This window comes from Cyclobacterium sp. 10D3-21 (genome assembly GCF_055809755.1).
Genome location: NZ_CM147924.1, coordinates 6,398,574 through 6,412,487 on the forward strand (window position 1 = coordinate 6,398,574; position 13,914 = coordinate 6,412,487).

10 protein-coding genes are annotated in these 13,914 nt (G+C 40.0%); all 10 read right to left on the reverse strand.

All coding sequences use genetic code 11. The features are described from left to right. Nucleotides 1–8: 8 nt before the first annotated feature. Entirely contained in the window at nt 9–902 is an 894-nt protein-coding gene (locus AC0L7T_RS24925) for a succinylglutamate desuccinylase/aspartoacylase family protein (protein ID WP_473339206.1), read from the reverse strand. A 5-nt stretch (nt 903–907) separates the two neighbouring features. Then, the gene (locus AC0L7T_RS24930; RefSeq protein WP_473339207.1) at nt 908–1,675 is read right to left on the reverse strand and encodes an SGNH/GDSL hydrolase family protein; all 768 of its coding nucleotides are present in this window, start codon (nt 1,673–1,675) and stop codon (nt 908–910) included. Nucleotides 1,676–1,735: 60 nt separating this feature from the next. Continuing rightward, nucleotides 1,736–2,800, reverse strand: coding sequence for a sialidase family protein (locus AC0L7T_RS24935; RefSeq protein WP_473339208.1), 1,065 nt, complete (start codon nt 2,798–2,800; stop codon nt 1,736–1,738). Between the two features lie 100 nt (nt 2,801–2,900). After that, nucleotides 2,901–4,442, reverse strand: a complete 1,542-nt coding sequence (locus AC0L7T_RS24940) for a sulfatase family protein (RefSeq protein ID WP_473339210.1) — start codon at nt 4,440–4,442, stop codon at nt 2,901–2,903. A gap of 5 nt (nt 4,443–4,447) precedes the next feature. Continuing rightward, the gene (locus tag AC0L7T_RS24945) at nt 4,448–5,614 is read right to left on the reverse strand and encodes a sialidase family protein (protein WP_473339213.1); all 1,167 of its coding nucleotides are present in this window, start codon (nt 5,612–5,614) and stop codon (nt 4,448–4,450) included. An 11-nt stretch (nt 5,615–5,625) separates the two neighbouring features. Continuing rightward, nucleotides 5,626–6,756 (reverse strand): sialidase family protein, encoded by a 1,131-nt coding sequence (locus tag AC0L7T_RS24950; protein ID WP_473339215.1) that lies wholly within the window; start codon nt 6,754–6,756, stop codon nt 5,626–5,628. Between the two features lie 11 nt (nt 6,757–6,767). After that, nucleotides 6,768–7,574, reverse strand: a complete 807-nt coding sequence (locus AC0L7T_RS24955; RefSeq protein ID WP_473339217.1) for an SGNH/GDSL hydrolase family protein — start codon at nt 7,572–7,574, stop codon at nt 6,768–6,770. Between the two features lie 112 nt (nt 7,575–7,686). Continuing rightward, the gene (locus AC0L7T_RS24960) at nt 7,687–8,847 is read right to left on the reverse strand and encodes a sialidase family protein (protein WP_473339219.1); all 1,161 of its coding nucleotides are present in this window, start codon (nt 8,845–8,847) and stop codon (nt 7,687–7,689) included. Nucleotides 8,848–8,887: 40 nt separating this feature from the next. Next, on the reverse strand, nt 8,888–10,372 hold the full coding sequence (locus tag AC0L7T_RS24965; RefSeq protein ID WP_473339221.1) for a RagB/SusD family nutrient uptake outer membrane protein: 1,485 nt from the start codon (nt 10,370–10,372) through the stop codon (nt 8,888–8,890). Nucleotides 10,373–10,399: 27 nt separating this feature from the next. Next, a complete protein-coding gene (locus tag AC0L7T_RS24970; RefSeq protein ID WP_473339222.1) occupies nt 10,400–13,621 on the reverse strand; it encodes a SusC/RagA family TonB-linked outer membrane protein in 3,222 nt (1,073 codons plus the stop codon). Nucleotides 13,622–13,914 lie beyond the last annotated feature (293 nt).

The following is a 13,914-nucleotide window of genomic DNA, read 5'->3' on the forward strand; positions in this document are numbered from 1 at the left end:
AATGCTATTTATTGTATTGGTAAAATTCCAGCAAGGGCATCTCCTGCCTTTGCCATAGGAACTGCCCGCTTTAAAAATACCAGCCCAGATTTTTGTGCCGGTATAGCTGCTCCTTTTTCCCCACTCTCTTTTAATAGGTAGCCCAATATGTCACCTTCAGTAACAAGGTCTCCCAAATTAACAGTGGCGACAAACAACCCTTCTTCAGGGGCAGGATGCATCACCTGCAAATGCCCACTTCCCGGCTTATGGTCTTCAATAAAGTATTTAGGCTTATCAAGGGTGACTTTATTTTTCAACATGCCAAAGTACTTTAAAACATTCAAACACCCAGACACCAGACTACCCACACCTTCAGTACGGTAGTCACCACCTCTATACTCACTATAAATCGCCGGCACATTGGCATCTCTAGCCACCGATAAAGTTCTTCCCTCCAATTCAGGACTTGTTCCCCAAACAATCGGCAAATTAAAAGCCGTTGCCATGGCTCTCTGCTTTTCCAAAACTGCGGAATCCTGATGCAGCATATATCCAGAAAGGGGCGAAATATCAAACAAGTTGCCTCCCGTATGCATATCAATAAAGAAATCTGCTTTCCTGATCAGCTCACTAATTTCAGCAGCAACTTTTTCTGTAACCGTCCCTTCTGTATTTCCAGGACAAGTCCTGGCAAGATCCAGATTGTCTTCGCCTACACGTGCTCCGGAAAAATAAGCATTTCTATTGGTAATGGGCACAAGGGTAACTGTACCTGCAATTAGGCTTCCCTGCAACTGCTCGATCAATTTCATCACGGCCAATACCGGTTGGTATTCATCCCCATGGACTCCAGCAATTATCAGCCCAGTTGGACCTTTTGAAGCCGACTTGATCACATGCGTCGAAAATAATTCAGCCATCCTTTTTATTGATTTTTTAACTTTCTAATTCTAACTATTTCCTGGCTTATTTCCTCCGCCATGAGTGCATGCCCTTTATCATTGGGATGCACTCCGTCCAATAATATTTCTTCAGCTGTATTTTCCTTACTGTTATAATAGTCGGAAAACAGCTTGAAATTGTCTACCAGACCTATCTTGTATCTATTTGATAGCTTTTTAACTACTTCTACATATTGTTTCAACCTGACATTCTGGTATTCCGGATATTTACCTCTTAGGCCATTAGGCGCTATTAAAATCACATCTGCCCCTTGGGCCTGAAGCTCCTTTATCATGAATTTAAGGTTCCGCTTGTACCACTTTAAGGGGATCCTTGATTTTCCATCAGGTCCGGCATCATCTATATGGGCATCATTGGTACCAAAACCTATGATCACCAAATCAGGATTATGTGCCAAAACATCCGTTTCGAATCTGTCCATACCATGTTTAATTTTGAATAAATCATGTTCCTTAATGCTTCCAGTATGACTTCCAGGAATTCCAGAATTAATCACCTCTGCGGCAATGCCTTTCTCTAAAAGGAGTGAAGGCAACCTTTGCGCAAAAACCTGCTCTATGGTATTTCGAGTTGCTGTTATTGAGTTCCCAAAAGCGACAATTTTTAGCTTATCCCCCATCGACGAAACTGTTTCTGTTTCAATTGTCTTTTCGAAGTTGGCATTGAAAACAGTATCCACTACCGGCGATGGTAATAACTTTAATAAAAACAGTACAACTAATAGGTTCATCTTTGCATTAAATTTATGCTGGCCAACTATATTTCAGGACTCAATAACTTTCTGAATTACTTAGTCACCGTAAACCCAATCCAAATCTAAAAGGGTTAATCGGGTTACGGAAAGTCCTGTTCCTGCTGGTCTATCCCCTGCACAATAGGAGAGTAAGACCTCATCATCATTTACAAAATGAATGGCTGTATAACAATACCAGCCATCAGGATCGTCTTCCAAAACTTTTTCGCTTTCCCAGGTTTTACCTTCATCTTTAGAAATGGCAATATTCAATGGGGTCCTTTTCCCCTTTTGCATTCCTTCCTTAACTCCATTGTTATTCCAGACCATCAACAAATCTCCTGTAGAAGGAATCCTTGCGATAGTAGCCGGAGAGACCGGAGATGAAATATTTGTAGGTTTTGCGGGGGTCCATTTCTTTCCTAAGTTTTTTGAATAGGAGGAATATTGCACCCCATCATCAGTACGGATGATCATCATCAGTTGTCCATTTTTCAGGGCAACCAAACCAGGCTCCTGAAAGACGATATTGTTTTGATTTTTTACCTCTTTTCCTGACTTCCAGGTTGCGCCATTGTCATCTGAATAGTAAGTGAATAACCGGCCCTTTTCGTTGAAATCTTCTCCTTCCGAAGTTCTGTGTAAGGCCACAGGCATTATCAACCTGCCATTTTCCAATTGGAGTACCCTGTTATTATTAAGAACGAAGTATCCTTCTCTATCTGTAATACAAGATGTAGGTGCTGACCAGGTTTCTCCTTCATCTTTAGAAATTCGCATTAAAGGTTTACAATCGCTTAAACCGTTTTTACGCGCATAGAACAGTGCGATATTTCCATCCTGAAGCCTAAGTAATGAAACGGACATGACATTCATTCTCCCATCATTTGGAACGATGGTCCTGTCTTCATCAGTCCAAGTTTCCCCATCATCCTCAGAATACCTGGCTGCCAAAAAAGCACTACCAAAATCACTAGCGGATTTGCCCGTAAAATGGGTGTAAATAAACATGATTCGCCCATCTTTTAAGCGAATAAAATCTCCTTCACTGTTTCGGGGATTATTTTCCCCTGGATCCAACTGCAAAACAGTTTTTCTTTCCTGTGCTTTTAATTCTTCCATAGCGGAAAAACTAAATAGGAGGAATAGAAAAATCAATCCCTTCCCTAGCCTTATACTTAAATTATTTCCATTCATATTTTTAACTATTTTCTATGGTAGCTTAATTCTCTTCCAACACATAACGCCCAAAATAATCCGGATATCTCCAATGAAAAGAGCTGTCTTTTTGATAGCTATGATCTGGATAATATTTGTTTATTGAGTCAACTTCTGCCCTTATCATTTTAACATTAACCGAATCCATAAAAGGATCTCTTGTATTCACCCTCCATTTATTAAGCACATCCTTTAAGTGCTCCATCTCCTCCCGATAACTGGGGTTATCTGCCAGATTTTTAAACTCCCAGGGGTCATTTTCCAAATCATAAAACTCAAAAGCCGGTGGATTTTCCCAGCGTGCATAAACTTCTTTAAGTTCACCTGATAATGAGGTTATTTCTTCTCTGGAAGTACCTGACAAAACCGTTGGGTAAATATGATCGGTGTAGACTGAAAAGTAAGGATCAGGTTCACCACTGTACAAGTTATGGATCAACTTATATTGCTTACCCCGTACACTTCTTTTGGGGTAAAAATATTTAGCTGTTCCAATCATTCCACCGGCATAAATATATTCATGCCCAAGCTGTTGCCCACTACCTATTTTCAAAAGTGATTTCCCCGGAAGCGCTGATTTTTCTTCATCAGCAATTGCATCTACGATGGTTGGGAAAATATCGATTACAGATACCAGCTCATCACTTATCACTTGTCCTCCAGTTAATTTTTCTGGCCAGTTCACTATTAAAGGTATTTTTAGACCAGCTTCGTAATTTGTGGTTTTACCTCTGGAAAACTGAGCTCCGTGATCACTGAGGAAAATTATCAAGGTGTTTTCAGCTTTTCCTGTAGCTTTAAGAGAATCTAACAGCATCCCTATTGATTCGTCCAATCGATTAATCTGACTATAATAGTCTGCAGTTTGCTCTCTTAGTCTTACTGTATTTGCACCCACAAAAGGGAGTGTACTTGAAACATTGTCTCCAGTAACTTCAATCGTTGGCAATCCTTCAACCTTCCTTAACAATGGGAAGTGCGCATCTGGAAAATTGACCATAAGAAAAAATGGTTTCTCTCCTGCTGATCTGATGAATTCAGAAGCTTTAATGGCATAATCCCCCATTTTTTCCTTGGCAAAATTTGAACTTTCAATTTCGTGAAAATCTAAGGGAAATGCCGATTCAGGATTTACATGTAACTTTCCCAAACACCCTGTACTATAGCCCTTATCCTTTAAATAAGAAGGGATGTTCTCAAATGCTTTATACATTTCAAAATCATGTGTGGCAAGTCCTATCTGACCATTTTGATGAGGGTAAAGTCCCGTCAAAATGGAACCCCTGGAGGGGCTACAAACAGAATAGGTCGTATAGGCATTAAGAAACATTACTCCATTTTCTGCCAAAGCATCAATGTTTGGAGTGGTCACTATGCTATTACCATAAGCACCAAGATCCTGCCCATGATCTTCTGAAACAATTAGGATAATATTGGGTTTTGTTTCCCCAGAACTTTTCAGGCCAGATTCGCATGAAGCCATCAATACCAAGAGTAGTAAACCTGATAAAATCAATTTAAATCTATTGCCTAAAAGTTCTTTCATGTTAATTAATCTTTATAAAACCAGTCTGTGCTTAACTTGGTTACTTTGGTAACTGAAAGGCCTGTTCCAGCTGGTCTGTTACCCGCACAATAGCCCAATAATACATCATCCCCTACAAAATCCATGGCGATATAGCAGTACCAACCATCAGGGTCGTTCTCCAAGGTCTTGTAATTGCTCCATGTTTTACCTTCGTCTTGAGAAATGGCAGCGCTCAATGGTGTCCTAAGCTTGGCCACATCTGGATCCTTTGACAAGTTGTTGTTCCAAACAGCCAATAAGTCTCCTGTTCCAGGAATTCTTTCAATGGTTGCAGGAGAAACAGGTGATACCAAGTTGCTTTTTTCTACTTCTGACCAGGTTTTACCTTTGTCTCTGGAATAAGAATAGCATTGAACCCCAGCATCGGTTCTAATCACCATCAAAAGTGACCCATCATTAAGTTCAACCAAGCCTGGCTCTTGCAATACAATTTCTTTGGGGTTAGGTACCAATTCGCTACTTTCCCATGTTTGTCCGTTGTCAGTAGAAGAATAAGCAAAAAGGTCAGCTCTGCCTCTCCACTCCATTCCAGGACCGGCATGTTTGGCCACGGCAATCATTAAAGTGCCATCTTCCAGTTGAATAACCCTGTCATTGTTAAGCACAAAATAACCTTCATTGTCTATAATACATGCGATAGGGTCTGACCAGGTTTTGGCTTCGTCCTTTGAAATTCTCATATAAGGAATACAATCGTCTGTATTGTTTTTCCTCAAATAAAACAGGGCAATATCTCCATTTTGGAGTCGAAGCAAGGATACGGACATCACATTCATTCCACCCTCATTTGCTAATACTTCCACATCTTCTGATGTCCAGGTCTGTCCTTTATCATCTGAATAGCGTCCAGCCAAATAAGCTGTCGCATGATCACTGGAAGATTCACCATAATAATGCGAATAGACGAAGAGCATTCTTCCGTCTTTCAACTCAATAAAATCACCTTCACTGTTTCTTGGGTTATTGTCTCCAGGATTGAGGACCAAACTTCCAGGAACACTTACAATTTCATTGTCAGCCTCATTGGCTTCGGCCGTCTGATCTTCTACCGGCTTACCGCCACAACCATAGGTTACCAAAGCTGCTAAACCCAACATTTTGATGGCACCACTCAATTTGTTCATCGTCATATTCATATCATTTAGTCGTAAAATTCATCCAAACTTAATTTCCGCACTACCATGGGTATTTTTTCTTTTAGGCCCATTCTTTCTGCAGCCATATAGGCTAGTAATACTTCATTGTCCACAAAAGAAATCGCTGTATAGCAGAAAAAACCTTCGGGATCATTTTCAAGTACTTTTAGGTGTATCCAACTTTTGCCCTCATCCTTAGAAATAGCTGCAGTCAGTGGCGTTCTGAAAGTGGCTGTCTTTTTATCTAAACTTTTATTGTTGTTCCATATCAACAATAGGTCTCCGGTTTTTGGGATTCTTTTTAGAGAGGCCGGAGCTCTGGGTGAGACAATTTTTGATGGTTGCACTTCTTTCCAGGTAAGTCCGTTATCATGGGATTTACTTATATATTGTACACCCCGATCTGTTCTTAACCACATCATAATGTCTCCATTTTTCAGCAAAACCACTCCCGGTTCTTGAACCACTATATTGTCTTGATTGGGCATTTCCTGGCTACTTTTCCAGGTTTTACCATGGTCATCGGAGTAATAGCAATAAATACTACCACGCATGCTAAAATCTTTGCCGGTAGTTTTATGGAGAGAAACAGGTGCCAGTAATCTTCCACCTGGAAGTTGAATCACCCTGTCATTGTTCAATACAAAATAACCTTCTTTGTCATTGATTATAGGAATGGGTGCTGACCAGGTTTGTGCTTCGTCATTAGAAATCCGCATAATGGGTTTGCAATCGTCCAGAGAATTTTTTCTAGCGTAGAAAATAGCGATTGAACCGTTGTCTAACCTTAAAAATGACACGGACATGACATTCATACCCCCTTCATTGGAAATGATTATCTCATCATTTTTGGTCCAGGTTTTTCCTCCATCTAAAGAATAGCGTCCAGCGATTGATCCATTTGCATGGTCACCAGACCCTCCTTCGAATTTGGAATAGGCAAATAAAATCCTTCCATCTTTCAATTGAATAAAGGCTCCTTCACTATTTCTAGGTGGAACCCCATCTTTCCCAATATGGAGCACCACTTCTGAAGGGTCCAGTAGAACCTGGGCTTCAGAAAAATTCACAAAACCCAGAAGGATCAAACCCGTTAATATCAATAATCTAATTTTTCTTATCAATATAATTTGCACAGAAGTGCCATTTAATGTTTCCCTTCATAATAAGGCCCGCCACAGGTAGACGCTTCAGGGTCAAAAATTGAGAGCTCCTTGAACATCAGCCTTGCTATTTCAGAATGTCCTTCACCATCTGGATGAAGTGGGTCATTTAACCATTCCTTATTTACGTTTATACCGTCGGCCTTTTCAGCTGTCTCAAGCCAATGCCCATAATTATCAACCAGGATAATATTTTCTTCTAATGCGACCTTCCTTATTACGGCAACATATTTATCCAAGCTTGCCCTGCTAAGATCCAATTCTTTGATAATTAGATTAGGGGTGTGAAGGATAGGAATTGCACCAAGCCCTCTGAATTTTTTAACCAAAAGGTTAAGATTCTCTTCATAAGCTTCTATTGATACCTTCTCATTGGAACAATCATTTGTACCAATCATCAAAGACACAACATTTGGCTTGAACTGTTTAATCCTCCAGTCAAAGTCCTGAAGGATTGTTTCGGTTGTATTTCCGCTGATTCCTGTATTTATAATTACATCTCTTACTCTGCCCATTTCCCACCGAATACGTTCTCCAAAAACTTCGGGATAGGAGCGGTACCCATGAGTGTGTTTTGCGCCATGGGTGATACTGTCTCCAGTAAAAGTCCAGATCAATGGCGCTTTATCTTTTAGCAAGCCCGTAATCCTTTCCTTGTCACTTTCACCAGAAAGATGGGAAACAGGAAGGACCTCCAAACTTGTGAGTTTATTGGTAAAGGATAAAATCGCTGGTAATGGAAGCAGAAATAAAGATTTTTCAAAAAACCTTCTTCTAGAGAATCTTTTCATTTTCTTTATTATCGATTAAAGACAAATATTTAAGTAAACATTTTAAACCCGAAATATGCAATAGTCAAATCTTGATTTTCTCATCAAGTTTGCTTTTGCACCAATGATCCAATTAATGTGTAAAATCCTTCTCATTAAATTTAACACGAAGTTCTCCTTGCATGGTGGTCACCCATAATTCTCCAGGGTTTCGTTCAAAAACATAGGGATAAGAAATCCACTTAAAGGTTGGGTCCGTTTTTTGGTTTTCACCAACTTTAGCAATTACTTTTGGAGCTGTCCACGTCTTACCATGGTCTTCGGAAAAAGCGATGGACAATTCTTCCCTGTGATTACTAGCCGCTACTTCCGACCATTGTCTGTCCCCACCTCGTAAGGGATATTGATCGGTTCCTTCAGGGAATCTTCTATTCCACACCAAAATTAATCTGCCACTTTCGAGCCTTTTAAGAAGTCCTGGTGCAGAACTTGCAGCTATATCAGTAGGACGTATATTGTCCCAGGTTTTACCATCGTCCATTGAGAAAGCTTCCCAAAAAGTACCCCAATTGGTCCGCATCAATAGCCATAATTTTCCGAATTCAAGGGCTTCCAGGGTAGCTTCTGTTACACCGCTATGGTGCCCAATACCTCCTAAATCAATAATATTAGACCTTTCCCAGGTTTTACCTTCATTGCCCGACTTATAAGTCAATACCGTATGGTGGCCAGGGTGGTGTCTCATCATCATGGAGGTGAAGACTATATTCCCATTTTCGGTTTCTATCATGTCACGAACCGCACCTGTCCATTCATTATGAAGCTTTTGCACATCTTGCCAGGTTTTACCACCGTCCAAACTTCTCACGGTATAAGTTGGTAGTCTGGCCCCAGGGGAATCAGAAATAGCTTCTTGCCAGTTCCAGTTGGCTCTCTCCTTCAAATTCATAAAAGCCAGAATGATCACTCCATTGCTGGTCTTTAGTATGGCCCGCTCATCTGAAATCAAGAAATTCTCAGGATCTTCAAATACAGGATAGCTTTGCCAGGATTTACCATTGTCATTGCTAATGGTGCAATCTGTACCTTCCACTGTCAGGATGTCTCCATTGTCCAATTTGACAAAAGGCCCCATCTTAAGGTCTTTTATTTCTTCTACATCACTGTGCACCAAAGCTCCTATGGAGATAGATTTACCATTGTCGGCACTTAAAAGAGCATGCTGCGCCTTTCCCGAAAGGGAAAGGGCAGTCATGATCAAGGTTAGGGTTAAAAATCGATGAATTTTAAACATGGTTGTTAGGGCTATTTATAGGTTTACGTCTGCATTTGTATTACTGTTCGTAACCAGTATTCTGGGTTATTTTTGAATTTAAACTAATGGTTTCCAATGATATAGGCCACAACATAAGATAGTCCTGACCTTCTTTTCCCTGTAAGGAAGGCACCTTTTCAAATGCTTTGTCAAAGCGAATTAAGTCCCACCATCTTTTACCTTCGAAAGCCAATTCAAATAATCTTTCTTGCAATATGGCTTCGTCGTTTTCAGCTTGAGAACCACTGGTGAATTCGTAGCTAGAGAAATTTTCGCCATAAGCTCTACTTCTTACACTATTTATTTCAGCAGATGGATCCTGACCAAGGGCATTTTTCGCTTCAGCTATTAGCAACAACAATTCCGCATGCCTGTAAATCACAATATCATCAAGAAACCTTCTAGAGCCTGATTCAGTATACCCACTACCCTTTGTTACAATTGTGGTTATATAGGCATTGACGGCTTCATTGGAATATACTTCAAAAAAACTAGCTAATTTTCGGCTATCATCATCAGTAAACTGATCTCTCATTGTGGCAGAAGGAGCCCACCAATTAAATCCGCCAGGGGTTCCAATCGTCTCTAATGTTTCCTGATCAAAGGTTTCTCTTACATCGAGGGCATTGATATACATGTCTGAAAACATGTTATTGGAAACCTCAAAATCACTAAAATGAACTGAGAAAATAATTTCTTGATTTCCTTTATTGTCAAAGTCAAAAACCCTCGAATAATCATCCAATAGGCCAAGGTCAGCTGAGTTTGCATCATTCAACGCACTCAAAGCAATCGTAATATCAGCATCGCCACCCCCCATTGTTTTGCCTGTCCACAAATACACATCTCCTTTGAGCGTATTGGCTGCAGGTTTGGACCACATGGATCGGCCATTCTCAAACTCATTGCTTGGGAACAAGCTTATTGCCATGTCCAAATCAGCCTTAATCAAGTCGAAAACAGCAGAAATTGCAGCTCTTTCCTGAAACGTAGTTTCAGCATCATAGCCCTCTACAGGCTCAGTGATCAAAGGAACATCTCCCCAGGTTTTTGCAAGAACAAAATAAACAAATGCCCTCATGCTATACGCCTGCGCTAACAAATCATTTTTATTCTCTTCACTAGGAAAGGAAATATTTGGAACATTTTTTATCACCAGATTGGCATAATTGATCACCTTGTAGGATTGCAACCAATCCAAGTCCGCATTGCTCTCATTCATGTCATTTTCAAAATACTTTCTTCTATAGTCAGCATTTTGAACTCCTTCACCCATTACTTCACTCCTTGCTTCACCCATAAAATAGAGTGTCCTACTTGACAAATCCCTAAACTGGTTGTACATGCCTATCACTCCACCATAGGCATCTTGTTCTGATTGCCAGAATGAGTTAGCCCCTATTGAACTAATGGGAGCTAGTTCCAAAGGTTCTGTACAGGAATAATTTAGAAAAAAAACAACAATCCCGAGAAGGTATATCTTTATATTAACTAATTTTTTCATGACTTTTTATATTTTATCAGGACTTAATTAAAGAGAAAGGTTAATACCTAGCATGATGTTACGAGGCACAGGAAAACGCCCTCTGTTTATCCCTCCATCTTCCGGAGAAAGACCACTAAAGCTGGTAAAATACATCAAGTTATTGCCAGTAAGGTTTAGCCTAACTCCCTCAATACCAATCTTTTTATACCATCCTGCAGTATAATCATAACTTATAGTAAGCTCCCTTAAGGCAAGGAAATCTCCCTTTTCATAATTCACAGAGCTTCCTCCACCATTGTTTAGGTTTCTTGGATCTCCTCTCCAGTAATTACTTTGGGCAACCTGATCTGCCCAGTAAAATTTGGGAACATCTGTAACATCCCCTTGGTTTTCCCAAGACCTCGCGATATTTGAACTCATGTTGGTATTTCCAACAAACTCTCCATCCAGGTTGGCCCTTACATAATTATAGATGGTATGTCCGGTGGTATAGTCCATTCTCAGGTAAAGATTGACTCCTTTATAATTCACATTATTAGAAAATCCTCCGGTCCATTTAGGGAAAATATTCCCCATATAAACCCTATCCCTTGTGTCGATCACATTGTTTCCATCGACATCCAGCCAATCCACATCTCCACCATACCTGGTTCTATCAGGACCTGCCATGATTACATCCTGAGGTGCTGCAGCCGCTGCTTCGTCAGTAGGGAAAATAGATTGGTATTGGTAACCGTACATCTCACCGATTTGTCCGCCTTCTTGCAAACCGCCTTTCCAGGCATAATCTCCAATGGCCTCATCATAAATAAACAAACCGCCAATCCTGTTGTTTTCATTGTCATTTTCAGGAAGCTCCAATATTTTATTCTTTACAAAAGAAGTATTGAATCCAATATTCCACAACCAGTCTTTGGTCTCAATGGCATTAAAATTGACTTCAAGCTCTACACCACTGTTCTCCAAACTACCTAGGTTTGTTAAAATGCTGGTGAAACCAGTCAACTTCGGCATGGCCAAGGTGGTGATTAGGTTGGACGTTACCCTTTGATAATAATCAAACAGAACAGTAACCCTATTATTGAATAGACCTGCATCAAACCCTACATCAAAAGTTCTGGATTGTTCCCATTTAAGATTTGGGTTGGCAATAGTAGTATATTCAACAGCGGCATTTCCTTGGTAAATACCACCTACACTATAGGCTCCTTGCGCCTGGAAATCGGCTAAATTACCAAGGTTACCATTGAGACCATAACTAGCTCTCAACTTGAACTTATCAATTGCTGCTGGCGTGTCCCAAAAGGATTCGTTATGTAAATTCCAACCAGCAGATACCCCTGGAAAGAAACCCCATTTGTATTCAGAACCTAAATTAGAAGCGCCATCATATCTGGCACTCATTGAAAATAAATATTTGTTATCAAAATCGTAATTGGCTCTACCAAAATAACCCAGGATCAATTGCTTCCCTTTAGAACTAGAAACCTGTACAGCTTCGCCTGAAGCATTTAATGTGGGGATTAAATCTGTGGCTGCTCCTCTACCCTGAGCATAAAGACTGTAATTGTCTCTCTGGTACATTGAATAGCCAAGGGTGGCAGTGAAATTATGTTGTTGAGCAAAGCTTTTTTCATAGTTTAAAACTGCATCCAACTGTAATTGCTCCCAGTTTGTTTGGCTTCCTGTCGCAATTCTATCTTCCACCAACTGAGTAGGAGAATTAAGGTAAGACATCAAGAACGTGTTGGCTGTATTGGATTTGGTATAAAGAGATGCTGAAGGTTCAAAGCTGAGGCCCGGAGCTAACTCCCAATTGGCACCACCACTCAATGTCATAAGACTTAATGTATTGTCATTAACGCTACGACTTAATTGATAGGCTGGATTACCTAAAGAACGACCGACTCCCGGAGCAAGGGTTCCATCTTCAAATGCATACTTTGCAGTAGGAGGAGTAGCGATAGATCTTTCAAACAAGCTGTTCTCACTGTACACCAAATTATCGGAGGACCTGGTGAAATTCAAGCCTGCAAATACAAATAACTTGTCACTTACTTTTAACCTACCATTCATATTGGCAGTGAATCTTTTATAATTGGTGGTAATTGCTATTCCATCCATATCAGCATAGCCCACACCTATATTAAAAGTTGCTTTTTCAGTACCTCCAGACAAATTCAAATAGTGGTCTTGGGTCACTGCTGTTCTAAACAGCTGATCCTGCCAATCAACTTCGTCAAATATAATGGTTTTGGTAGGATCAACTGGGTCCGGCATACTTTGCCATCCCTCACTCAGCTTGTATTCATTTTCAGGTGTCAGGTATTGAGTGGTATAAGCCGTGTTATTGGTAAGGTCGTTGCCAATACCATATCCGAAGGCACCATCTAACTGGGCAAGTCTTGTGGGAGATTTGATACCTGTAGCCGCTATGCCTAACCTTGAATAGTATATATAATCTCTTGCAGAAAGCAGGTCATATTTCTCTCTTAATTGTGAGGTACCGATAGTGTACCTATAGGTAACCTTAGTATCACCAGCCTTACCGGTTTTAGTAGTCAAAATAACCACACCATTAGATGCTCGAGATCCGTAAATAGCGGTAGAAGCCGCATCCTTTAATACTTGCATTGATTCGATATCCATAGGATTGATCCCCTGAATATCATCCCTAATTACGCCATCCACTACATATAGCGGCTCGGCACCATTCGGATTGTTTATTGATGTTCCACCCCTTACGATTATTCTTGGCGCAGCACCTGGCTGACCACTTAAAGTTTGTACCCGAACACCCGATACAGTTCCCTGTAAAGCTGAAGCGGCATTACCTAAAGGCACATTTTCAAGCACCTTGGTATCAAGCGTACTTACTGCAGAAGTCAGTTTTTCTCTGGATTGCTCTCCATAACCTACGACGATGATTTCATCGAGGGCTCCAAGGGCTGTTTCTAAGGTTACATCAATATTGGTTTGATTCCCAATACTAATTTCCTGAGGTTTAAAACCAATAGCAGAAAATTTCAAAACGGTATTGTTACCGGATAGGCTAATTGAAAATTTCCCATCCATATCTGTAACAGTTCCCGTGGCAGTGCCTACATGTATAATATTAACACCAGGAATTGTACTTCCATCTTCTTCGGAATATACTGTCCCTGTTACATTTTGGGACTGCGCCCAAGTCTTCTCCGTAGAGAACGATATTAACAGCAACACTATAAAAACGGATTGCCACCATTGTGTGTAGAGTTTCTCGATCATATTTGTCCTATTTATAATGTGTTTCAATAATTAACCCCCGCAAATCACTTATTCTTAGGGATTAAAGTTTGATTATAATATGTATTATTTATTCAAATATAATGATTAATTCCAGCCCTCAAAATCCAGTCATCCAATAATTCGAGATTTTTAAAGATTTATTTGAATTCCAAATCAACTATGAGTTAGCGATAGGTAGTAATTAAATAGAATTAAATTTCTATAATTTTTATTTATCAATATTTTATTTGTTTTTACTTATTAAATTTAATGAAAATCAAATAAAATACCAA

Excerpts from the sequence above, each read along its gene's own strand:
- AC0L7T_RS24925 (WP_473339206.1), bottom strand. The coding sequence starts at position 902 with ATGGCTGAATTATTTTCGACGCATGTGATCAAGTCGGCTTCAAAAGGT.
- AC0L7T_RS24930 (WP_473339207.1), bottom strand. The coding sequence starts at position 1,675 with ATGAACCTATTAGTTGTACTGTTTTTATTAAAGTTATTACCATCGCCG.
- AC0L7T_RS24935 (WP_473339208.1), bottom strand. The coding sequence starts at position 2,800 with ATGGAAGAATTAAAAGCACAGGAAAGAAAAACTGTTTTGCAGTTGGAT.
- AC0L7T_RS24940 (WP_473339210.1), bottom strand. The coding sequence starts at position 4,442 with ATGAAAGAACTTTTAGGCAATAGATTTAAATTGATTTTATCAGGTTTA.
- AC0L7T_RS24945 (WP_473339213.1), bottom strand. The coding sequence starts at position 5,614 with ATGACGATGAACAAATTGAGTGGTGCCATCAAAATGTTGGGTTTAGCA.
- AC0L7T_RS24955 (WP_473339217.1), bottom strand. The coding sequence starts at position 7,574 with ATGAAAAGATTCTCTAGAAGAAGGTTTTTTGAAAAATCTTTATTTCTG.
- AC0L7T_RS24960 (WP_473339219.1), bottom strand. The coding sequence starts at position 8,847 with ATGTTTAAAATTCATCGATTTTTAACCCTAACCTTGATCATGACTGCC.
- AC0L7T_RS24965 (WP_473339221.1), bottom strand. The coding sequence starts at position 10,372 with ATGAAAAAATTAGTTAATATAAAGATATACCTTCTCGGGATTGTTGTT.
- AC0L7T_RS24970 (WP_473339222.1), bottom strand. The coding sequence starts at position 13,621 with ATGATCGAGAAACTCTACACACAATGGTGGCAATCCGTTTTTATAGTG.